This window comes from Streptomyces sp. NPDC002467 (assembly GCF_042889825.1).
Classification (GTDB): domain Bacteria; phylum Actinomycetota; class Actinomycetes; order Streptomycetales; family Streptomycetaceae; genus Streptomyces.
In genome coordinates this window covers 100,308-122,233 of record NZ_JBIARJ010000025.1, presented here as the reverse complement: position 1 = coordinate 122,233, position 21,926 = coordinate 100,308, and the positions used below count along the sequence as shown (strand labels likewise).

The window sequence follows — 21,926 nt, the reverse complement described above, 5'->3', positions numbered from 1 at the left end:
GGCGTCGAACGGGGAGCGGCAGCGGACATGCAGAACGTGGTTGCGTTCGACGCCCTGCGGGGGCGCCCCACCGCACACCCGACCCCGACGGCGCGGGGGTGCACACGGCCCGCCCAGACGACGCGGGGGCGTCACGGCCCACCACGGCCCACAACGACCGGTCCGGGCTGTCGGTGGAGGCGGCTAGCCTTTTTACGTGTCCGCGCGTCCCCCCGTCCTCACCGACCCCGAGCAGCTCAAGGAGCTCCTCGGGATTCCGTTCACGCCCGAACAGATGGCCTGCGTCACCGCCCCACCCGCCCCGCAGGTCGTCGTCGCGGGCGCCGGCTCCGGCAAGACCACCGTCATGGCCGCCCGAGTCGTCTGGCTCGTCGGCACCGGCGCGGTCGCGCCCGAGCAGGTCCTCGGCCTGACCTTCACCAACAAGGCCGCCGGCGAGCTCGCCGAACGCGTCCGCAAGGCCCTCGCGCGGGCCGGCATCACCGACCCGGACCCCTCCCCGGCCGATCCCGACGCGGCCGGCGGCGAGCCCCGCATCTCCACGTACCACGCCTTCGCCGGGCAGCTCCTGAAGGACCACGGGCTGCGCATCGGCCTGGAGCCCGGCTCCCGCCTGCTCGCCGACGCCACCCGCTTCCAGCTCGCCGCGAAGGTGCTGCGCGAGGCCCCCGGCCCGTACCCCTCGCTCACCAAATCCCTCCCCGACCTGGTCGGAGACCTCCTCGCGCTCGACGCCGAACTCTCCGAGCACCTCGTCGAACCGGCCGGACTGCGGGCCCACGACACCGCCCTCCTCGACACCCTCGCCGGTACGAAGCTCACCAACGAGGACCTGCGCAAGGTCCCCGAGGCCACGCGCGGTCGCCTCGAACTGCTGGAGCTCGTCTCCCGCTACCGCGCCGCCAAACGCTCCCGCGACCTCTTCGACTTCAGCGACCAGATAGCCCTGTCCGCGCAGCTCGCCACCACCCGCCCCGAGGTCGGCGCTCTGCTGCGCGAAGAGTTCAAAGTGGTCCTCCTGGACGAGTACCAGGACACCTCCGTCGCCCAGCGCCTCCTGCTCTCCGGTCTCTTCGGCGCGGGCACCGGGCACGCCGTGACCGCCGTCGGCGACCCCTGCCAGGCCATCTACGGCTGGCGCGGTGCCTCCGTGGCCAACCTCGACGACTTCCCCGAGCACTTCCCGCACGCCGACGGCAGCCCCGCCACCCGGCTCTCCCTCAGCGAGAACCGGCGCAGCGGCGGCCGTCTCCTCGACCTGGCCAACGGGCTCGCCGCCCCGCTGCGCGACATGCACGAGGGCGTCGAGGCGCTGCGCGCGGCGCCGGGCGAGGAACAGGCCGGGTTCGTGCGGTGCGCGCTCCTGCCGACCCACGCCGAGGAACTCGAATGGCTCGGGGACTCCGTCGCGCACCTGGTGCGCACCGGCAAGGAGCCCGGGGAGATCGCGGTGCTGTGCCGTTCCGCGGGGGACTTCGCGCAGATCCAGGCCGTACTGGTGGCCCGGGACGTGCCGGTCGAGGTCGTCGGCCTGTCCGGCCTGCTGCACCTGCCCGAGGTCGCGGACCTGGTCGCGGTCTGCGAGGTGCTCCAGGACCCGGGGGCCAACGCCGCCCTGGTCCGGCTCCTGATCGGCCCGCGCTGGCGGATCGGCGCGCGTGACCTGGCCCTGCTGGGCCGCCGGGCCCGGCTGCTGGTGGACCGCGCCCCCTCCTCCTCGCAGGACGCGGACGAACGCCTCGCGGCGGCCGTCGAGGGCGTGGACCCGGCCGAGATCATCTCCCTGGCCGACGCCCTGGAGACCTTCCTCGACGGCGCCGGGCAGGCCCCGGACGACCTGCCCTTCTCGGCCGAGGCCCGGGTCCGCTTCGCGCACCTCGCGCAGGAGCTGCGCGACCTCAGGCGTTCGCTCGCCGACCCGCTGATGGACGTGCTCCACCGGGTGCTGGCCGCCACCGGCCTGGACGTGGAACTGTCCGCGTCCCCGCACGCGCTGGCCGCCCGCCGCCGCGAGACCCTGTCGAACTTCATGGACGTCGCCGCCGGCTTCGCCGCCCTCGACGGCGAGGCCACCCTCCTCGCCTTCCTCGCCTTCCTGCGCACGGCGGCCCAGTACGAGAAGGGCCTGGACCACGCGCTGCCGGGCGGGGAGAACACGGTCAAGGTCCTCACGGCCCACAAGTCCAAGGGCCTGGAGTGGGACGTGGTCGTGGTCCCCGACCTCTGCGCGGGCTCCTTCCCGAAGGAGAAGGCGCCGGAGGCCTGGACCTCGTACGCGAAGGTGCTCCCGTACGCCCTGCGCGGCGACGCCGCGACCCTGCCGGGGGACCCGGCGTGGACCTCGGCGGGCCTCAAGGCCTTCAAGGCGGCCCTGAAGTCCCACAAGGAGACGGAAGAGCTCCGCCTCGGCTACGTGACCTTCACCCGTCCCCGCTCCCTCCTGCTGGCCTCGGGTCACTGGTGGGGCCCGACGCAGAAGAAGCGCCGGGGCCCGTCCGCGTTCCTGACCGCCCTGTACGAGCACTGCGCGGCGGGCTTCGGCGAGATCGAGGCGTGGGCGGAGGAACCCGACCCGAAGGCCGAGAACCCGTCCCTCGCCGACGACTCCACTCCGGACCACTCCTGGCCGCTCCCTCTGGACCCGGCCTCCCTCGCCCTGCGCCGCGCGGCGGCGGCCCTGGTCGAATCCCACCTGGCCGCCCCGCCGCCGCCCGAGGAGGACCCCTACCTCTGGCCCCCCCACTGCGAGGACCCGTCCTACGAGGACGAACCCTGGCCGTCCGCCCAACCGGGCGACGCCCCGCCTCCGGAAGACCTCTGGGCGGCCGCCTCCCGGTCCGCGCCCGGCTCGGCGGCGGGCGCCGCGGAGCCCGGGCAGGCGACCAGGGCCGACGGCCCGGACTCCGACGACCCCCGGGCCGAGCCCGGCCCCGCCCACGACGTACCCGCACCCGAAGGCCCGGCCCCGGCCGCCGGGGCGGACTCCGACGACCCCTGGGCTGCCGAGCCCTGGGCCGGTCCCCGGCCCACCGCCGGCGTACCCGCACCCGAAGGCCCGGCCCCGGCCGCCGGGTCGGACCTCGAGGACCCTTGGGCTGCCGAGTCCTGGGCCGGTCCCCGGCCCACCGCCGGCGTACCCGCACCCGAAGGCCCGGCCCCGGCCGCCGGGTCGGACTTCGAGGACCCTTGGGCTGCCGAGTCCTGGGCCGGTCCCCGGCCCACCGCCGGCGCAGCCGCGCCCGTGGCCGGTGCCCCGGCCGAGGGGCCGGACCTCGACGACCCCTGGGCGGTCGAGGCCTGGGCCGCGGGCCCGCACCCCACCGGGGGCCGGGGCGGAGCCCCGGTTGCGGGAAGGGGTGGGGCGGGGGACGGCCCCTTCCGGCCCGCCCCCGCCGCCGACCCGTACGACGACGACCTCTGGCCGGAGGCCGACGCCCCGGCCGCCCCGACCCCCGCCGGGAGGCAGCCCGCGCCCCGGCCCGTAGGGCCCACCCCGCCCGCCCCACGGCCGCAGGCCGCCACGACCCCCCTCACCCCCGAAGAGGCGCGGACGGTCGCCTCCTGGGACCGTGACCTCGACGCCCTGGAGGGCGAGCTCCGCCGTGCCCGGGCGGCCGTCCGGGACGTACCGCTGCCGCCGGCCCTCTCCGCCAGTCAACTCCTCCGCCTCGCCGCCGACGAGCAGGGCTTCGCCCGCGACCTCGCCCGCCCCATGCCCAAGCCCCCGCAGCCCGCGGCGCGCCAGGGCACCCGCTTCCACGCCTGGGTGGAGTCCCGCTTCGACGAGCTCCCCCTCCCGATCCTCGACGTCCTCGACCCCGCCACCGAGCTGCCCGGCTCCGACCAGGAGATCGCGGACGAGGCCGACCTCGACGCCCTCAAGGCCGCCTTCGAGCGCAGCGAATACGCCGACCGCCCGCCCCACCGCATGGAGGCCCCGGTCCAGCTCACCCTGGCCGGCCGGGTCATCCGCGGCCGGATCGACGCCGTGTACCGCACCGAGGACGGCGGCTACGAGATCGTCGACTGGAAGACCGGCCGCACCACCGAGGCCGACCCGCTCCAGCTCGCCGTGTACCGCCTGGCCTGGGCGGAAGCCACCGGCACCCCCCTCGAACAGGTCAGGGCCGCCTTCCTGCACGTGCGCAGCGGCCGGGTGATCCGCCCCCGCAACCTCCCCGACCGGGCCCGCCTTGAGCGGATCCTCCAAGGCAAACCGGGCACGGACGGTGACGCTCAGGCGGAAGGCTAGGCTCGTGGCCATGAGCCTCAGCACGCCGGACAGCGTCGTCCGCACGTACATCGACACCCATCGCGCCGCCTTCCTCGACGACCTCGCCGAGTGGCTGCGCATCCCGTCCGTCTCGGCGCAGCCCGAGCACGCGGACGACGTGCGCCGCAGCGCCGAATGGCTGGCCGCGAAGCTCAAGGAGACCGGTTTCCCGGTCACCGAGGTCTGGGAGACCGACGGCGCCCCCGCCGTCTTCGCGCACTGGCCGAGCGCGGACCCGGACGCCCCCACGGTCCTCGTCTACGGGCACCACGACGTCCAGCCCGCCGCCCTCGCCGACGGCTGGCACACCGAGCCGTTCGAGCCCGTGGTCAAGGACGGCCGGATGTACGGTCGCGGCGCCGCCGACGACAAGGGCCAGGTGTTCTTCCACACCCTCGGGGTGCGCGCGCACCTGGCGGCCACCGGCGCCGCCGCCCCCGCCGTGAACCTGAAGCTCCTCATCGAGGGCGAGGAGGAGTCCGGGTCCCCGCACTTCCGCGCGCTCGTCGAGGCCCGCGCCGCCGAGCTCGCCGCCGACGTCGTGATCGTCTCCGACACCGGCATGTGGTCCGAGACCACCCCGACCGTCTGCACCGGCATGCGCGGCGTCGCCGACTGCGAGATCGACTTCCACGGCCCGGACCAGGACATCCACTCCGGCGCCTTCGGCGGGGCCGTGCCGAACCCGGCCACCGTCGCCGCCCGCCTGGTCGCCGCCCTGCACGACGAGGACGGCCGGGTCACGATCCCCGGTTTCTACGAGGGCATCGCCGAGCTCACCGACGCGGAGCGCGCGCTCATCGCCGAGCTGCCCTTCGACGAGGCGGAATGGCTGCGCACGGCCAAGTCCCACGCGGCCGCGGGCGAGGCCGGCTACTCCACCCTGGAGCGGGTCTGGGCCCGCCCGACCGCCGAGGTCAACGGCATCGGCGGCGGCTACCAGGGCCCCGGCGGCAAGACGATCGTGCCCGCCTCCGCCCACCTGAAGCTTTCGTTCCGCCTGGTCTCCGGGCAGGACCCGTACGAGGTCGAGGCGGCCGTCAGGGACTGGGTCGCCGCCCGCATCCCGGACGGCATCCGGCACTCCATCACCTTCGGCGCCCCGACCCGCCCGTGCCTGACCCCGCTGGACCACCCGGCCCTGCAGTCGGTCGTACGGGCCATGGGCCGCGCCTTCGGCGAGAAGGTCCGCTTCACCCGCGAGGGCGGCTCGGGTCCGGCGGCCGACCTCCAGGACGTTTTGGACGCCCCCGTCCTCTTCCTCGGCATCTCGGTACCCTCCGACGGCTGGCACTCGCCGAACGAGAAGGTGGAGCTGGACCTCCTCCTCAAGGGCGTCGAGACGACCGCCTACCTGTGGGGCGACCTGGCAGCGACCCACCGTGACGGGAGCGCCTGACACCCGCACCACCGCATCCGCAGCACCGCACCCGCACCCGCCGCACTCGTAGTCCGTACGCCTGCCTAGTCCCACCACCGGGGGAGTTGGAAGTACCTGTGAGCACCCGTACCGAGCGTCCGCTCTCGCTCGCCGCGCCCAGCGGAATCGACCGCGCCGCGCACCACCGCCTCGACGAGGCGTGGCTCGCCGCGGCCTGGAGCCACCCCACCACCCGTGTCTTCGTCGTCTCCGGCGGTCAGGTGCTGATCGACGACACCCCCGACGGGGGCACCGGCATCGTGATGACCGCGGCCTTCGAGGCCCCGGCCACGGAGACGCACCGGTACTTCCTGGGCACCGACGAGGACGGCGTCCGGTACTTCGCGCTGCAGAAGGACTCGCTGCCCGGCCGCATGGACCAGTCGGCCCGCCCAGCCGGCCTGCGCGAGGCAGGACTGCTGCTGGGCCACCGCGACGCCGGACTGATGGTGCACGCCGTGGCGCTGGAGAACTGGCAGCGGATGCACCGCTTCTGCTCCCGCTGCGGCGAGCGGACGGTCGTCGCGGCCGCCGGACACATCCGCCGCTGTCCGGGCTGCGGCGCCGAGCACTACCCGCGCACCGACCCGGCCGTGATCATGCTGGTCACGGACGAGCAGGACCGCGCGCTGCTCGGTCGCCAGGTCCACTGGCCCGAGGGCCGCTTCTCGACCCTGGCCGGCTTCGTGGAGCCGGGCGAGTCCATCGAGCAGTCCGTCGTGCGCGAGGTGTGGGAGGAGGCGGGCGTCAGGGTCGGCGAGGTCGAGTACGTGGCCAGCCAGCCGTGGCCCTTCCCCTACAGCCTGATGCTGGGCTTCACGGCCCGCGCCACCACCTCGGAGATCAACGTGGACGGCGAGGAGATCCAGGAGGCCCGCTGGTTCTCCCGCGAGGACCTGCGCCGCGCGTTCGAGACCGGCGAGGTGGTGCCCCCGTCGGGCATCTCCATCGCGGCGCGCCTCGTCGAGAACTGGTACGGCGAACCGCTGCCGAAGCCGGCCGCGTGAGTTTCGTCGCCGCGTAACGTTCGTCACAGCACTTTCGTCACAGCAGAAGGCCCCCGCCGAGGCGGGGGCCTTTCTGACGGGCTCGGCCGAGCCCCGTGGGCCGCTCGGCCGCTCAGACGGCGAGGGCCTGCTTGACCTGGGCCAGGCTCGGGTTCGTCATGACGGACTCGTTGCCGGCGGCGGACTTCACGAGCACGGTGGGAACGGTCTGGTTGCCGCCGTTCGCCTTCTCCACGAATGCCGCGGACGCCGGGTCGAGCTCGATGTTGATCTCGTTGTACGCGATGCCTTCCCGGTCCAGCTGGGTCTTCAGCCGGCGGCAGTAGCCGCACCAGGTCGTGCTGTACATCGTGACGGTGCCCGTGTCCTGCATGCTGCGCTCTCCTTCGTGAGGGCTCGTTGGTCCGAGTACCCGAACGTACGGGACGCCGCCGCCATTCCCGTACCACGCCCCTAGTCGTACAAGTACGACGGATACGCGCGGGCTGTGGACAAGTTTCCCGCCCGACCCACGAGACCTGGCAGCATTGCGGGGTGACAGCAGCAACGCACTCCCCGTCCTTCCCCGCTTCCGCAGATTCCCCGGAATCGGCCGACGCGGTGCTCCTGGGCCTGGACCCGGAGCAGCGCGAGGTCGCGACGACCCTGCGCGGACCGGTGTGCGTGCTGGCCGGCGCCGGTACGGGCAAGACCCGCGCGATCACCCACCGGATCGCGTACGGGGTCCAGTCCGGACAGCTGATGCCCGCCAGCGTGCTGGCCGTCACCTTCACCAACCGCGCGGCCGGGGAGATGCGCGGCCGCCTGCGCGGTCTCGGCGCCGGCGGCGTCCAGGCCCGCACCTTCCACTCCGCCGCCCTGCGCCAGCTGCAGTACTTCTGGCCCAAGGCGGTCGGCGGGGACGTGCCGCGGCTGCTGGAACGCAAGATCCAGCTCGTCGCCGAGGCCGGCGCCCGCTGCCGCATCCGCCTCGACCGCAACGAGCTGCGCGACGTCACCGGCGAGATCGAGTGGGCCAAGGTCACCCAGACGGTGCCCGCCGACTATCCGGCGGCCGCCGTCAAGGCGGGCCGCGAGGCCCCCCGGGACCTCGCCGAGATCGCACAGATCTACGGGACGTACGAGCAGCTCAAGCGCGACCGCGCGATGATCGACTTCGAGGACGTGCTGCTCCTGACGGTCGGCATCCTCCAGGACCGGCACGACATCGCCGAGCAGATCCGCGCCCAGTACCAGCACTTCGTGGTCGACGAGTACCAGGACGTCAGCCCGCTCCAGCAGCGGCTGCTCGACCTCTGGCTCGGCGAGCGCGACAGCCTCTGCGTCGTCGGCGACGCCAGCCAGACCATCTACTCCTTCACCGGCGCCACCCCCGACCACCTGCTGAACTTCCGCACCCGCTACCCGCAGGCCACCGTGGTCAAGCTGGTCCGCGACTACCGCTCCACGCCCCAGGTGGTCCACCTCGCCAACGGGCTGCTGAAGCAGGCCCGGGGCCGGGCCGCCGAACACCGCCTGGAACTGGTCTCGCAGCGCGACACCGGCCCCGACCCCGTCTACGCCGAGTACCCCGACGAGCCCGCCGAGGCCGAGGGCGTCGCCCACCGGATCCGCGACCTGATCGCGGCGGGCGTCCCGGCCGGCGAGATCGCCGTGCTCTTCCGCATCAACGCCCAGTCCGAGGTCTACGAGCAGGCCCTCGCCGACGCCGGGGTCCCCTACCAGCTGCGCGGGGCCGAGCGGTTCTTCGAGCGGCAGGAGGTCCAGAAGGCGATCCTCGCGCTGCGCGGGGCCGCCCGCTCCGCAGGGAGCGGGAACGACCGGGTCCTCGACGACATCGTGGAGCTGGGCTCCCAGGTCCGCGCCGTACTCAGCTCCACCGGCTGGACCGCGGAGCCGCCGGCCGGCTCCGGCGCCGTCCGCGACCAATGGGAATCGCTGGCCGCGCTGGTCCGTCTCGCCGAGGACTTCGCCCGCAGCCGGCCCGGGGCCACCCTGGCGGACCTGACGGTCGAGCTGGAGGAACGCAAGGCCGCCCAGCACGCCCCGACGGTGCAGGGCGTCACCCTGGCCTCGCTGCACGCGGCGAAGGGCCTGGAGTGGGACGCCGTGTTCCTCGTCGGCCTCACCGACGGCATGATCCCGATCACATACGCCAAGACGGACGAGCAGGTCGAGGAGGAGCGCCGGCTCCTCTACGTCGGCGTCACCCGGGCGCGGCTGCACCTGACGCTCTCCTGGGCGCTCTCCCGCGCCCCGGGAGGCAGGGCCTCCCGGCGCCCCAGCCGCTTCCTGAACGGCCTGCGGCCGGGCTCCGCGGCCCCGGGGAGCCTGCCGGGCTCCGCGGCCGACCGGTTGGCCCGGAGGCGCGCCGTCCGGGGCCCCACGCTGTGCCGGGTGTGCCGCAAGACCCTGACCGAGGCCGGCGAGCTCAAACTGATGCGCTGCGAGGACTGCCCGTCCGGCATGGACGAAGGGCTCTACGAGCGGCTGCGGGACTGGCGCGCGGTCCAGGCGAAGCAGCAGGGACTGCCCGGCTACTGCGTCTTCACGGACAAGACGCTGATGGCGATCGCCGAGGCCGCGCCCGCCGAGCCGGGGGAGCTCGCGATGATCTCCGGAGTGGGCGCCCGCAAGCTGGAGCGGTACGGCGCCGACGTCCTGGCCATCTGCGCAGGCCAGGAGAGCGGAACCGAGGATTCTGACGACGCGTAGAAACTCGTCGGAAAAATAGTTTGCACATGCCCAGCGAAGACCCATAGGTTCTTAGCAACGGAAACGGTGGCTTCTCCGAAGCCCCGGCTCCGTGCTGTACTTATCCGAATACGCATGGGACGGGCCCCCCGGGGCCAGGTCCCCGAGACGCCGAGAGGAGGCGAGACCAGTGACCAGCTTCATGACCTTCACCAAAATGACCGATCGCTCGGTCGCCGCTTCCTGCCTGCTCGGTTCCGTCTCCCTCCGGGGTACCGGTGCGTCCGCGATTTCCGCCGACCGCCCCGCCCTGCTGGCGAGCCTTCCGGTCAGCGCGCGCAATGAGCGACCGACCCAGGCACCGGTGGCAGTACTGGCAGCAGAAGCTCAGGCGCAGGGCGCCTATGGCTTCGCCGCCGCAGCCGGTGCCGGATCCAAGACGAAGCAGACGACGAAGCACCAGCACCACCTGATGTGGGCCTTCCGTGGGCTCGAACCCTGGAGTGATCCAGCCTGATCGAAAGATCAGGCCGGCGCCTTCAGGGCCGCGGAACCCCACCCGGGATCCGCGGCCCTTCTGTTTGTCCCCGAACGGGGATGACGGAGCGAAGGGGCCTCGGGACTGGCAGAACCAGACCAGCCGCGACCGGCCGACCGGCCGGAACGACTAGCCGACCAAGACGAGGAAGAAAACACCGTGCAACTCGAAGCGCACGCCCCGTCCGTATCGCAGACCCTCTCCCCGCCCGCAGTCCCGGAGGACTCCACCTTGACCCCGCTCACCGCGCTCACCGCGCTCGACGACGCCATCGAGAACCTCGGCGTCCCGGTTCCCTGCCGCACCTTCGACCCGGAGGTCTTCTTCGCCGAGTCCCCGGCGGACGTCGAGTACGCGAAGTCCCTGTGCCGTACCTGCCCGCTCGTCGAGGCCTGCCTCGCCGGGGCGACCGAGCGTCGTGAGCCCTGGGGCGTCTGGGGCGGAGAGCTCTTCGTCCAGGGTGTCGTCGTAGCCCGGAAGCGCCCCCGTGGCCGTCCGCGCAAGAACCCGGTTGCAGCGGCATGACCGCCCTCGGAACCATCGACCGCCCCCACACGCACGACCCCCTGAAGCAGGCCCTCATGTCCCTCTACACCACGAGCGAGCAGCCGCACGGCGCCGCCCACGCAGACTTCATCACCGCAGGCGAGATCACCTCGCGTCAGAACAGGACCCGTGAAATGCAACTCATCCCAGAAGCCCTGGCTCGTGCCCATATGGACGACCGCATGCGCGAGGTGGACGCCGAGCGTCACGCCCGTCGCCTGGTCGCCGCCCGCCGCATGCAGCGGCGAGCCGAGCGCGTCTCGCTGCGCGCCCGCCGCGCGCTGGCCATGGCCGTCATGCACTAAGAGCCGAATACGGCACCACCGGGGGGACCGGTCCGAAGGGACCGGTCCCCCCGGTGCGTTGCGGACGGCTGTCCACCCCGTACGGGGATATCGTCTGTAGGTGGACCAGCCGACTTCCCACCCCGTTACACCGGGAACCGAGCCCGAGCCCGTCGTCTGCGCGCGCTGCGGCACCCAGGCCCCGCCCGGCCCCCCGCCCACCTGGACCTGTTCGGTGGAGAACGGGACCAGACAGTACTTCTGCGTGGACTGCGCGCGCGCCAACCTCCGCGCGATCGAAGGCAGGCTCGACTCCTCCTGGTGGTGACCGGCGCCGGCCGCCCCCGGCCGCCCCCGGCCGCCCCCGGCCGCCCCCGGCGTCACTCGTCGGAGGCGAACCCCGGCAGCCAGGTGTCCAGTTCCTCCCGCAGCCGCACCGTCGCGCCCAGCTGACACAGCACCCCGATGGTGCTCAGCGTCACGCGGTGGATCAGCAGGTACGAGGGCGGCAGGTTGATCTGCCGGCCCAACTGGTGCGCGGGAGAACGGGGATCGGCGATCCTCGCCGCCTGGCCGCGCAGCCACGGCCGGGTGAAGGTGAACTCCTCCGCCTCGGCGGGCTCGATGATCGGCTTCAGGTAGTCCAGCACCGCATCGGGGTCCAGTTCTATGGACTCCCTCACGAAGCCCTCCGCGCACAGGTGGCCGTAGACCCCCTCGGCATCGCCGTCCAGCGTCATCCGCAGCGAGCGGCCGATGGGCTCGGGCCAGCCCCCGGGCAGCCGGTCGACCGTGCCGAAGTCCAGGACGCCAAGCCGCATCCGACCGTCCGCGCCCGATATCAGGCGGAAGTTGCCCGGGTGCGGATCCGCGTGCAGCAGGCCGGTGCGCGCGGGACCGGAGAAGAGGAACCGGGCCAGCAGCTGACCGGCGCGGTCACGCTCCTCGTCGGTGCCGTCGGCTATCACCTCCGACAGCGGGGTGCCCTCCATCCACTCGGTCACCAGCACCTGGTCGCCCTGGTGCACGACATCCGGCACGACCACGTCCGGGTCGTCCGCGAAGGCGTCCGCGTGCGTCCGCTGGGCCTCCGCCTCCAGCTCGTAGTCGAGCTCCTCGGCGACCCGGTCGCGCAACTCCTTGATCAGCGGCTTGATTTCCATGCCGGGGATCAGCGGCCCCAGCAGACCCGCGAACCGTCCCAGCTGCTTCAGGTCCGACAGCAGGGCCTCGCCGGCCCCCGGGTACTGGACCTTGACGGCCACGGCACGACCGTCGTGCCACACCGCCCGGTGCACCTGGCCGATGGAGGCCGCCGCGGCCGGCTTGTCCTCGAACTCCTCGAACAGCTCCCGCCAGTCCGCGCCGAGTCGGTCCGCCAGCACCTGGTGCACCGTCGCCGAGGGCAGCGGCGGGGCCGCCTCCTGAAGCTTCGTCAGTGCCGCCCGGTAGGGCCCCGCGACCTCCTCGGGCAGGGCCGACTCGAAGACCGACAGGGCCTGCCCGAACTTCATGGCGCCGCCCTTCAGCTCCCCGAGCGTGCGGAACAGCTGTTCCGCTGTGCGCTGTTGAAGCTCCCGCGCGACGATCTCGGCCGACTTGCCGCCGATCCGTTTGGTCAGCCCCCATGTGGCCCGACCCGCGATGCCGAGCGGCAGCGCGGCCAGCTTCGCGGTACGGGTGACCGCTTTCCGGGGAAGATCAGACATAACGCCCCTCCGTTTCCCAGACAGCTGCGCCGCAAGTGGCAGCCTCTGGCCCGCCCTCCGGCCCGGCGGACCCAACGCATCCTGTCATGGCCCTCCCTCCCGGTCCGCTCCTGATCCTCCTCCCGCGTGCTCCAGCGCCGCTGGACGTGTCGTGCTCGCCCCGCACGGACAGTCGGGGTGCGGGCGTACCGGGACGGCTTCCCAGTGCAGGGAGGGCAGCGCGGCCTCCCAGCGGGAGCCCGTGCTCGCCGGGAGTTCGCCGTCGAGGAAGGACAGCGCGTGGGCCGCGGCCAGGCCGGCCACCGCCGTGGACAGCCCCAGATCGCAGGCGGCGCCCGCGCGGCGCCGGTGCGCCGATCTCCACTGCACCAGCATCCTCGGCCAGGCCGGATCCCGGTCGACCTGGTCGCGTTCCATGCACCCGGCGCAGGCCGTCGCCCCCGGCAGTACCAGCGGCCCCACCAGCCCGGTGCCCTCCAGCACACCCGCGAACAGGTGCGGGACTCCGGTGGCGACCCAGCCGGCCGAGGTCTCCGGATCCGGGGCCCAGGCCCCCAGTCCGTCCCGGGGCGCGACCACCACCAAGGACAGCCCGGGCTCGGCCCCCGTCTGCTCCCCGGTTCTCGGGGCGGGGCCCGGGGCCGACTCGCGCACCGCCTTCCCGGCCGCCTCGGCCCGCAGCCGGCCCACACCGCCGGGCCCGATCCCGCCGGGCGCCACGTCCGCCGGCTCCACGCGGCCCCCGTCGAGGACCTCGACCCGGCCCACGCCCGCCCCCGCCAGGACCGAGGCGATCACCGCGCCCACCCGGCCGCTCCCGCGCACCTGGACCCGTATCGCCCGGCGCGCGGCGACACCCCGCAAGTCCCCTCCCGGCTCGCGGTGGACGAGGGAGAGCGAGCCCAGGTCGGGCCCCAGCCGCTCCAGGACCTCCGGTCGCTTGCGCACGGCCTGCGCCCGCGGACCGCCCGCCGTGACGTCGTCGATCAGGCCGGCTCCCGCCAGCCGCCGCACCACCTCGTCCGCCTGACCGTCCGGCAGCCCCATCGCCGTGGCCTCCGCGCGCAGCAGCTCCATTCCCCGGGTCCCGTCGATCCGATCGATCAGGGCGCCCGTCGCCGTGTCCACCGGCCCCAGCGCCACCGCGTGCGCCGGGGTCACCCCGAACTGCACCGTCTGCAGATCCCTCCACGCCCGCGCCAGCGCGGGCTTCACCTTCGGATACATCGCCGTCCTCCCCCGATCCCGATCCGGATCCCGATCGAGACCTCGATTCAGGTCGCCGATCCAGGTCACCGATCCGGGTCCCGATCCGACCCCGATTTCCGCGTCTTCCGCGGCCACTTCCGCAACAGTGCCCGCCCGCCGAATTCCGTGCAGAAATTTGTCCACAGGCGAGAGGTATTAGGCATATGAGATGGAGAAAAGGGATGTTCCGTGGACCCGCCGTGAATCGATCATGTTCGAACCCTGGACGAGCGGGACTTCCACCACGCCCACCGGGTACCGTCGTGGCGTGTCCGCCGACCCAACGCAGCGAGCCGTGGAAGTCCGCCGGAGCGCGCGCCGCCGCAGGACCGTATCCGCCTACCGCGAGGGTGACCGTACGGTCGTCCTCATCCCTGCCCGGATGTCCGAGGCGGAGGAGCGGCGCTGGGTGGGCGTCATGCTCGACAAACTCGCCGCCCAGGAGGGCAAACGCACCTTCGGCGACGCGGAACTGGGCGAGCGCGCCGAGCGTCTGTCGGAGCAGTACTTCGGCGGCCGCGCCCGCCCGCGCTCGGTCCGCTGGGTCACCAACCAGAACACCCGCTGGGGCTCCTGCACACCGGCCGAGGGCAGCATCCGGCTCTCGCACCGCCTCCAGGGGATGCCGGAGTACGTGGTCGACTACGTGCTCCTGCACGAGCTCGCCCACCTCCTGGTCCCCGGCCACGGCCCCCGCTTCTGGGAGCTGCTGGAGGCCTACCCGAAGACCGAACGGGCCCGCGGATACCTGGAGGGGGTCGTCGCGGCCGAGCGGCTGCCGAAGGTCCCCGCCACCCGCGACGAATAGGTCCCGAGCGGCGCGGCGTGATATGTACCGGGTCGGTACCGGCTTGGCCGGATGTCGGAAGTTGCCGTTAGCCTGAGCGGCACGTATTCACAGTCGGGATGGGGGACGGTCGTTACGTATGGCCAGGGAATTCCAACGAGGCCACAAGGCCAAGATCAGTGATCTGACGGCGGGCACGGATCTGTACGTAGGCGTCCAGATCTCCGGACCCGGACTCACCTTCGACATCAGCTGCTTCGGCCTCGACGCCAACGAACAGCTGTCGGACGACCGTTACTTCGTCTTCTTCAACCAGCCGAAGTCGCCGGAGGAGTCCATCCAGCTGCTCGGCGCGCAGTCCGGCGACGCGGAATCCTTCCGGGTGACCCTGGACCGCATCCCGGCGCACATCCACAAGCTGTCCTTCACCGCCACCATCGACGGCGCCGGACAGATGTCGCAGATCGGCCCCGGCTACATCCGGATCGTGGCGGGCGGCGAAGAGGTCGTCCGGTACTCGTTCAACGGCTCGGAGTTCAGCACCGAGCGGGCCGTCATGCTCGGCGACTTCTACCTCAAGGACGTCTGGCGCTTCGCGGCCGTCGGCCAGGGCTTCGACGGCGGACTCGAGGCGCTGCTGAAGAACTTCGGCGGCGAGGTCGCCGACGAGGAACCGCAGCAGCAGGTCCCGGCCCAGGCCCCGGCCACGCCCGGGTTCGCCGCGCCGCCGCAGGCGGCCGCCCCGGCCCCCGCCTTCGGCGCCCCCGCCTTCGGCGCCCCCGCCCCACAGGCACACGCCCCGCAGGCCCCGGCACCGCAGGCCCCGGCCCCCACGCCCTCCTACGGCGGCCAGGCCCCCGCCCCGCAGCCGCAGGCGTACCCGCAGCACAGCGCGCCCACCATGGCCGCGCCGCTGGTCCCGCCGGCGCCGGCGCAGCCCGCGCCCTACGGCCAGCCGCCCCAGCAGCAGCCGTACGGACAGGTCCCGCCGCCGCCCGGCCCGGTCCCCGCGCCCTACGGCCAGCAGCCGTCGTACGGCCACCCGGTCGGCCAGCAGCCGCCCGCGTACGGCCAGGTCCCCGGCCAGCAGCCCCCCGCGTACGGCCAGCAGCCCGGCTATCCGCAGCAGCCCGGCTACCCCCAGCAGGCCGCCCCGGCCGCGGGGGCGGGTCTCGCCGCCGCCCTCCAGCCGTACAAGGAAGCTCCCACGGGCGCCCGCTGGACCCCGCAGAACCAGCAGCTCATGCGGGTCGACCTCAGCATGGGCGGCCAGGCCGTCCTCGCCCGCCAGGGCAGCATGGTCCTGTACCAGGGCAAGGTCGACTTCAGCTACAAGGGAGCGGGCTTCGCCGGCCGCATCGTGGGCAACGCCACCGGCCAGGAGATGCAGCTCATGCGCTGCACCGGCCGCGGCCAGGTCTTCCTCGCGGAGAACGGCGCCCACCTGCACGCGATCGAACTCCAGGGCGACGCGATCTGCGTGTCCGCCGAGAACGTCCTCGCCTTCGACGAGTCGCTCCAGCACGAGGTCCGCCGCATCGAGGGCCACGGCATCCCCGGCGGCGCCCTGTTCACCATGCAGTTCCAGGGCACCGGCACCGTGATCGTCAAGACGCAGGGCGTCCCGGTCGTCCTGCCCGTCACCCCGACCACCTTCGCGGACAGCAACGCCATCGTGGCGTGGTCAGCCGCCTCCCAGGTGATCATCTCCAGCCAGGTCCGGCTCCGGCGCAACGCCTACCCCGGCCACAGCGGGGAGACCGTGAACCTCCAGTTCCGCGGCGCTCCCGGCAACTTCATCGTCGTCCAGCCGTACGAGGTCTGAGGGAGCCCGACATGAACGCAACGAACCAGCAGCTCGCGGGCTACGCCCCGACCCCTGTCACGGCCCGCATGGAGAACCACGGCAAGGCCATGCTCAAGGTCGCCATGCAGAGCGGCCAGGACCTCTTCGCCCGCACGGGCTCGATGGTCGCCTACGAGGGCTTCGTCCAGTACGAGCCCAACCCGCCGGCCGTCCGCCAGATGGCCTCGCAGTGGCTCACCGGCGAAGGCGCACCGCTCATGAAGTGCACCGGCGACGGCCTGCTCTACCTCGCCGACTACGGCGCGGACGTCGTCGTGATCAACCTCAACAACGACTCCCTCTCCGTCAACGGCACCAACCTGCTGGCCTTCGACGCCCACCTCCAGTGGGGCGTCGAGCGGGTCAAGGGCATGGCGAAGTTCGCCGGCCAGGGCCTGTTCAACGTGGGGATCTCCGGCACCGGCTGGGTCGCCATCACCTCCCGCGGCACCCCGATCGTCGTCGACTGCGGCCGCGGCGAGGACGAGACGTACGTCGACCCCGACGCGCTCGTCGCCTGGTCGCCGAACCTCAAGGTCAAGGGCAAGCGCAGCTTCAAGGCCTCGTCCCTGATCGGTCGCGGCAGCGGGGAGGCCTACCAGATGGCCTTCTCCGGCCAGGGCATCGTCGTCGTACAGCCCAGCGAGGACAGCACCGACCGGCTCCGGGCCCGGGGCTGAGGGGGGAAAGGCACATCATGCAGAGCTCACTTTTCGCCCACGCCGAGGCGCAGTCCCAGGAGCGGTACGCCGTCCAGAACCCGCAGCTGCTGCGGGTCACGTTGACCGGCCACGACGACGTACTCGCCCGCAAGGGCGCGATGGTCGCCTACCAGGGCATCGTCGACTTCGACGGCGAGTACCAGAGCACCACCCAGCGCACCGCCCGCGCCCGCACCGGCGAGGGCCTGGACCTCATGCGCTGCTCCGGGCAGGGCACGGTCTACCTGGCCAACCTCGCCCAGTACGTGCACGTCGTGGACGTGGACCAGGACGGCCTCACCGTCGACAGCGGCTACGTGCTGGCCATGGACTCCACGCTGCACACCGAGGCCATCGCGGTGGACAGCCAGTACGGGGTCTCCGGCACCGGCAAGTACCAGCTGAACATCACCGGCCGCGGCAAGGTCGCCCTGATGACCTCCGGTCAGCCGCTGATGATGCAGGTCACGCCCGACAAGTACGTCAACGCCGACGCGGACGCCATCGTCGCCTGGTCCACCTCGCTGCGCGTGCAGATGCAGGCCCAGACGCACTCCACCGGCGTCTGGCGGCGCCGCGGCAACACCGGCGAGGGCTGGGAGCTCAGCTTCCTGGGCACCGGCTTCGCGCTGGTCCAGCCCAGCGAGGTGCTGCCGCCGCAGAACGCCCAGCTCGGCCAGGGCCTCGCCGCCCAGTACGGCATGGGCCAGCACGGCGCGCACGCGCAGAACCAGAACAACGCCTGGAACTAGCCGCGAGCCGGTGATCACGACGAAGGGGCGGTCCCGAGCAGGGACCACCCCTTCGTCGTGATCCGAGGCTCAGCCGCCGATCCGCGCCAAGGTCGCCTCCAGCAGCCGCACGACCGAGGCGTCGGCCACCGCCGGCACCTCCTCGTACGGGAACCAGCGCAGGTCCAGGGACTCGTCGCTGATCTCCGCCACCGCGCCGGCCGGGGCCAGCGCCGCGTACTGCACGTCCAGGTGCCAGTTGCAGGGCGCCGGGATCGGATGCCGGTCCAGCCGCACCGGCCCGCCGGGCAGCAGCGTCAGCCCGGACGGGATCCCCGACTCCTCGACGGCCTCGCGCAGCGCCACCCCGGACAGGGTCTCGTCGCCGGGCTCGCAGTGGCCGCCCATCTGCAGCCACATGCCCAGCTTCTTGTGCAGGGTCAGCAGGACCCTGCCGCCCACCGGGTCGATCACCAGGGCGCTGCCGGTGACGTGCCCGGCCTGGCAGGGCTTGTAGACCCCGTCCTCGTGGGCGGCGAGGTGCTCCAGGTAGACGTCGCGAAGCTCGGGCTGGCCTTCGTACTCCTTCAGTACGAGGACCGCGTCTTCGTGCAGGCTCACTTCTCGCCGCCGTCCTCGTCGCGCTTCTCCGCGGCCTCGCCGAGCATCTTGTCCAGCTCCGAGAAGTCCATCTGCTCGCGGTGCACGAAGCCGTCCGGGTCGTCCAGGTCGGAGGCCGTCGGCAGCATGTCCGGGTGCTCCCACAGCCCGTCGCGCCCGTCCACCCCGCGGGCGTCGGTGAGCGAGGCCCACAGCCGCGAGGCGTCCCGCAGCCGGCGCGGACGCAGCTCCAGGCCGATCAGCGTCGCGAAGGTCTGCTCCGCCGGACCGCCCGAGGCGCGCCGCCGGCGCATGGTCTCGCGCATCGCGTCCGCCGAGGTCAGACGGGGCTTCGCCGCCTCGTGCACGACCGCGTCCACCCAGCCCTCGACCAGCGCGAGCGCCGTCTCCAGGCGGGCCAGGGCAGCCTTCTGCTCGGGGGTGTCCTGCGGCTGGAACATGCCGCCCTGGAGCGCCTCCTGCAGCTGCTCCGGATTCGACGGGTCGAGCTGACCGACCACGTCCTCCAGCTTGGAGGTGTCGACCTTGATGCCGCGGGCGTAGCCCTCGACCGCACCGAAGAGGTGCGAGCGCAGCCACGGCACGTGCGCGAACAGCCGGGCGTGTGCCGCCTCGCGCAGCGCCAGGTACAGCCGTACCTCGTCCGAGGGGACGCCCAGGTCCTTGCCGAAGCTCTCGATGTTCAGCGGCAGCAGCGCGGCCTTGCCGGCCGGGCCCAGGGGCAGGCCGATGTCGGTGGAGCCGACGACCTCGCCCGCGAGCACGCCCACGGCCTGCCCGATCTGCTGGCCGAACATGGCGCCGCCCATGGAACGCATCATCCCGAGCAGCGGGCCCGCCATGGCCTGCATCTCCTCGGGAAGCACGCTGCCCATGGCCGCGCCGACCCGCTCGGCGACCGGGTCCACGAGCTCCTTCCACACCGGGAGGGTCGCCTCGACCCACTCGGCACGGCTCCACGCCACGGCGGTCGTCGCGCCCGAGGGCAGCGAGGTCGCGCCGTCCAGCCAGTGGTCGGCGAGGCGCACGGCCTCCTCGACGGCCGACTTCTCGGCGATGCCGACGCTCACGTCCTTCACGCCGTCCGACGTGCCCTGGGAGACGGTCTGGCGGGCGATGTCCTTGGCCATGTCCCAGTTCACGGGACCGCCCTCGTAGCTCAGCATCTGGCCGAGCTGCTGGAAGGCCGCGCCCAGGTCATTGGGGTTCATCGAACCGAACATCGCGGCGAACGGATTGTCCGCGCCGCCCTGGCCGCCGGCGCCGCCGGGCAGGCCCATGCCCGGGAACCCGAACGGATTCGGGCCGCCCTGACCGCCCTGATTGCCCTTCTTCTTGCCCTCGTCGCCGTTGTCCGGCTCCTCCGGCGGAAGGCCGAATCCGAATGGGGTGTCGCTCACGGGTTTCCTCGGCTCGTAGGGCCGCCGGCGGGTGCCGACGGGCAATGGTCCGACAACACCACCCAGCGTAGACACCCGAGCCGCTTGCGGGCTCGGTGCTCCGCCGACTCCTGGGCTGCGGCAGGATGGACATCACCTGGTAGGTACGCGTCACGGCGCGTCCCTACTGAAGACAACCGCTGGAGACGCCTGGTGAGTTCCCCGGATCCGCACGCTTTGGACAAGCCCAGCCCGGAAAATCGCCCTGAGCCGGGCGACAGCGCCGATGGTGTTCGCCAGCCGCGTAACCCGGCCCTGCGCGGCCCCGTGATCGCGGTGACCGGTGCCGCGACCGGCGTGGGCGCCGCCCTGGTGAGCCGGCTGGCCCAGTCCGACGAGGTCAAGCAGGTCGTCGCGATCGACGAGCGGCGGGGCGAGTGCGCGGCCGCCCAGTGGCACGTCCTGGACGTACGGGACCCCGCGATCGCCGAGAAGCTGCGGGGCGCCGACGTGGTCGTCCACCTCGCGCTGGACCTCGACCTGGAGACCGACCCGGCGGCCCGTACGGCGTACAACGTGCGCGGCACCCAGACCGTGCTGACGGCCGCGGCGGCGGCCGGGGTGCACCGGGTCGTGCTGTGCACCTCGGCGATGGTCTACGGGGCCCTGCCGGACAACGACATCCCGCTCTCGGAGGACTCCGAGCTGCGGGCCACCGCCGAGGCGACCGGCGTCGGCGACCTGCTGGAGATCGAGCGGCTGGGGCGGCGGGCGCCGCGCGCGCACCCCGGGCTGAACGTGACCGTGGTCCGCCCGGCGGTCCTCGTCGGCGGTACGGACACGGCGCTGACCCGGTACTTCGAGTCCCCGCGCCTGCTGGTGGTGGCCGGCTCCCGGCCGACCTGGCAGTTCTGCCACGTCGAGGACCTGGTCAGCGCGCTGGAGTACGCGGCCCTGGAAAAGGTCGAGGGCGAGCTGGCGGTCGGCTGCGAGGGCTGGCTGGAGCAGGAGGAGGTCGAGGAGCTGAGCGGCATCCGCCGCATGGAGCTCCCGTCCGCGGTCGCGCTGGGCGCGGCGGCCAGGCTGCACCGGATCGGGCTCACGCCGTCCCCGGCCGGGGACCTCGCGTACACGATGCACCCGTGGGTGGTCAGCGTCAGCGGGCTGCACGCGGCGGGGTGGCGGCCGCGGTGGACGAACGAGGAGGTGCTGGCGGAGCTCCTCCAGGAGGTCGCGGGACGCCACACCGTCGCGGGGCGGCGGCTGGGCCGCAAGGACGCCACCGCCGCGGGTGCCGCCGGTGCGACGGTCGCGCTGCTGGGTGCGGCCGCCGTGGTCCGCGCGGCGCGGAGGCGGCGGGGGCTCTAGCCGGGTGCCGCTGCCCTCCCGGGCCGGGTTGCGGGGGCCCCGGGCTGCGCCCGGGCTTTCCGGGGCTCCGCCCCGGACCCCGCGCCTCAAACGCCGGCGGGGCTGGATTTGCCGGCCCGCGGATCGGCTCCTGTAGGAGGATCCCAAGGTGGGGGGCGGGGGACGGGCGATTCGGCTATTCCGCCGGGTCGGCGGCTAGGGCACGATGAAGGCATGGCACCGCACTTCGACCACCCCGGCGAGCAGGCCGCTTCGGACCCCATCCGGCTGCTCGAGATCCGTGACACCCCGCTCTCGATCGACGAGGTCTTCCAGGCCGTCGGCGACGACGCGACGGGCGGTACGACGCTCTTCGTCGGCACGGTGCGCAACCACGACGGCGGAGCCGACGTCGAGTCCCTCGGCTACTCCTGCCACCCCACCGCCCAGGCCGAGATGCGCCGCGTCGCCGAGCGCGTCGTGGCCAAGTACCCGGTCCGCGCCCTGGCCGCCGTGCACCGCGTCGGCGACCTCTCCGTCGGCGACCTGGCGGTCGTCGTGGCCGTGTCCTGCCCGCACCGCGGCGAGGCCTTCGACGCCTGCCGGATGCTCATCGACGACCTCAAGCACGAGGTCCCGATCTGGAAGCACCAGACGTTCTCCGACGGCTCCGAGGAGTGGGTCGGCGCCTGCTGACCCCCGGCGGCGGGGTTGCCCCCGGAAGGGGGTACCCTCGCACCCGTTCGGCCGCGCAACACGCCCTCGATTTGCGTAACCCCCCCACGGGCACGAGCG

At 73.0% G+C, this 21,926-nt stretch carries 19 protein-coding genes; 14 read left to right on the top strand and 5 right to left on the bottom strand.

Annotated elements, in window-relative coordinates; genetic code table 11:
* Positions 1 to 196 precede the first annotated feature (196 nt).
* The 3 genes from ACFYYJ_RS36555 (at position 197) to nudC (ending at position 6,700) form a co-directional block, all read left to right on the top strand.
* Positions 197 to 4,252: a UvrD-helicase domain-containing protein gene (locus tag ACFYYJ_RS36555; RefSeq protein ID WP_389138645.1), complete on the top strand. Its 4,056-nt coding sequence runs from the start codon at positions 197 to 199 to the stop codon at positions 4,250 to 4,252.
* Positions 4,253 to 4,262: 10 nt separating this feature from the next.
* Positions 4,263 to 5,672, top strand: a complete 1,410-nt coding sequence (locus ACFYYJ_RS36550; RefSeq protein WP_389138643.1) for a dipeptidase — start codon at positions 4,263 to 4,265, stop codon at positions 5,670 to 5,672.
* A gap of 86 nt (positions 5,673 to 5,758) precedes the next feature.
* The gene (gene nudC, locus ACFYYJ_RS36545) at positions 5,759 to 6,700 is read left to right on the top strand and encodes an NAD(+) diphosphatase (RefSeq protein ID WP_384753014.1); all 942 of its coding nucleotides are present in this window, start codon (positions 5,759 to 5,761) and stop codon (positions 6,698 to 6,700) included.
* Between the two features lie 112 nt (positions 6,701 to 6,812).
* Here nudC and ACFYYJ_RS36540 read toward each other — a convergent pair whose 3' ends face one another.
* A complete protein-coding gene (locus tag ACFYYJ_RS36540) occupies positions 6,813 to 7,073 on the bottom strand; it encodes a mycoredoxin (protein ID WP_030029876.1) in 261 nt (86 codons plus the stop codon).
* A gap of 161 nt (positions 7,074 to 7,234) precedes the next feature.
* On the opposite strand from ACFYYJ_RS36540, the gene ACFYYJ_RS36535 reads away from it, so the two are divergent.
* The 5 genes from ACFYYJ_RS36535 to ACFYYJ_RS36515 all read left to right on the top strand — a co-directional run bounded on the left by ACFYYJ_RS36535 (position 7,235) and on the right by ACFYYJ_RS36515 (position 11,090).
* A complete protein-coding gene (locus ACFYYJ_RS36535) occupies positions 7,235 to 9,415 on the top strand; it encodes an ATP-dependent DNA helicase UvrD2 (RefSeq protein ID WP_389138640.1) in 2,181 nt (726 codons plus the stop codon).
* Between the two features lie 181 nt (positions 9,416 to 9,596).
* Complete coding sequence (locus ACFYYJ_RS36530) at positions 9,597 to 9,911, top strand: hypothetical protein (RefSeq protein ID WP_389138648.1); 315 nt, start codon at positions 9,597 to 9,599, stop codon at positions 9,909 to 9,911.
* Positions 9,912 to 10,091: 180 nt separating this feature from the next.
* A complete protein-coding gene (locus tag ACFYYJ_RS36525; protein ID WP_385130870.1) occupies positions 10,092 to 10,457 on the top strand; it encodes a WhiB family transcriptional regulator in 366 nt (121 codons plus the stop codon).
* A complete protein-coding gene (locus ACFYYJ_RS36520; RefSeq protein WP_385130867.1) occupies positions 10,454 to 10,783 on the top strand; it encodes a hypothetical protein in 330 nt (109 codons plus the stop codon). The genes ACFYYJ_RS36525 and ACFYYJ_RS36520 overlap by 4 nt, the downstream gene beginning before the upstream one ends.
* 100 nt (positions 10,784 to 10,883) lie before the next feature.
* Positions 10,884 to 11,090 (top strand): hypothetical protein, encoded by a 207-nt coding sequence (locus ACFYYJ_RS36515; protein ID WP_389138637.1) that lies wholly within the window; start codon positions 10,884 to 10,886, stop codon positions 11,088 to 11,090.
* Positions 11,091 to 11,142: 52 nt separating this feature from the next.
* Here ACFYYJ_RS36515 and ACFYYJ_RS36510 read toward each other — a convergent pair whose 3' ends face one another.
* Together ACFYYJ_RS36510 and ACFYYJ_RS36505 are read right to left on the bottom strand one after the other, a co-directional pair.
* The gene (locus tag ACFYYJ_RS36510; RefSeq protein ID WP_385130864.1) at positions 11,143 to 12,471 is read right to left on the bottom strand and encodes an ABC1 kinase family protein; all 1,329 of its coding nucleotides are present in this window, start codon (positions 12,469 to 12,471) and stop codon (positions 11,143 to 11,145) included.
* Positions 12,472 to 12,555: 84 nt separating this feature from the next.
* Complete coding sequence (locus tag ACFYYJ_RS36505; protein WP_385364839.1) at positions 12,556 to 13,698, bottom strand: ThiF family adenylyltransferase; 1,143 nt, start codon at positions 13,696 to 13,698, stop codon at positions 12,556 to 12,558.
* Positions 13,699 to 13,930: 232 nt separating this feature from the next.
* Here ACFYYJ_RS36505 and ACFYYJ_RS36500 point away from each other — a divergent pair, with 232 nt between their 5' ends.
* From ACFYYJ_RS36500 to ACFYYJ_RS36485, 4 genes are all read left to right on the top strand, one after another.
* Positions 13,931 to 14,527, top strand: a complete 597-nt coding sequence (locus ACFYYJ_RS36500; RefSeq protein WP_389138634.1) for a M48 family metallopeptidase — start codon at positions 13,931 to 13,933, stop codon at positions 14,525 to 14,527.
* 118 nt (positions 14,528 to 14,645) lie between these two features.
* The gene (locus ACFYYJ_RS36495; RefSeq protein WP_389138632.1) at positions 14,646 to 16,331 is read left to right on the top strand and encodes a TerD family protein; all 1,686 of its coding nucleotides are present in this window, start codon (positions 14,646 to 14,648) and stop codon (positions 16,329 to 16,331) included.
* An 11-nt stretch (positions 16,332 to 16,342) separates the two neighbouring features.
* Positions 16,343 to 17,032, top strand: coding sequence for an AIM24 family protein (locus tag ACFYYJ_RS36490; RefSeq protein ID WP_385130855.1), 690 nt, complete (start codon positions 16,343 to 16,345; stop codon positions 17,030 to 17,032).
* 17 nt (positions 17,033 to 17,049) lie between these two features.
* The gene (locus ACFYYJ_RS36485; RefSeq protein WP_385130853.1) at positions 17,050 to 17,805 is read left to right on the top strand and encodes an AIM24 family protein; all 756 of its coding nucleotides are present in this window, start codon (positions 17,050 to 17,052) and stop codon (positions 17,803 to 17,805) included.
* A gap of 69 nt (positions 17,806 to 17,874) precedes the next feature.
* On the opposite strand, the gene ACFYYJ_RS36480 is transcribed toward ACFYYJ_RS36485, so the two are convergent.
* A complete protein-coding gene (locus ACFYYJ_RS36480) occupies positions 17,875 to 18,405 on the bottom strand; it encodes an NUDIX hydrolase (RefSeq protein ID WP_389138630.1) in 531 nt (176 codons plus the stop codon).
* Positions 18,402 to 19,805, bottom strand: coding sequence for a zinc-dependent metalloprotease (locus tag ACFYYJ_RS36475; RefSeq protein ID WP_385130847.1), 1,404 nt, complete (start codon positions 19,803 to 19,805; stop codon positions 18,402 to 18,404). Before ACFYYJ_RS36475 ends, ACFYYJ_RS36480 begins: the two co-directional genes overlap by 4 nt.
* Before the next feature lie 192 nt (positions 19,806 to 19,997).
* Between ACFYYJ_RS36475 and ACFYYJ_RS36470 the strand changes: the two genes are divergently transcribed.
* Positions 19,998 to 21,152, top strand: coding sequence for an SDR family oxidoreductase (locus ACFYYJ_RS36470; RefSeq protein WP_385130844.1), 1,155 nt, complete (start codon positions 19,998 to 20,000; stop codon positions 21,150 to 21,152).
* A gap of 213 nt (positions 21,153 to 21,365) precedes the next feature.
* Entirely contained in the window at positions 21,366 to 21,827 is a 462-nt protein-coding gene (locus tag ACFYYJ_RS36465) for a molybdenum cofactor biosynthesis protein MoaE (protein ID WP_385130841.1), read from the top strand.
* Positions 21,828 to 21,926: the final 99 nt, after the last annotated feature.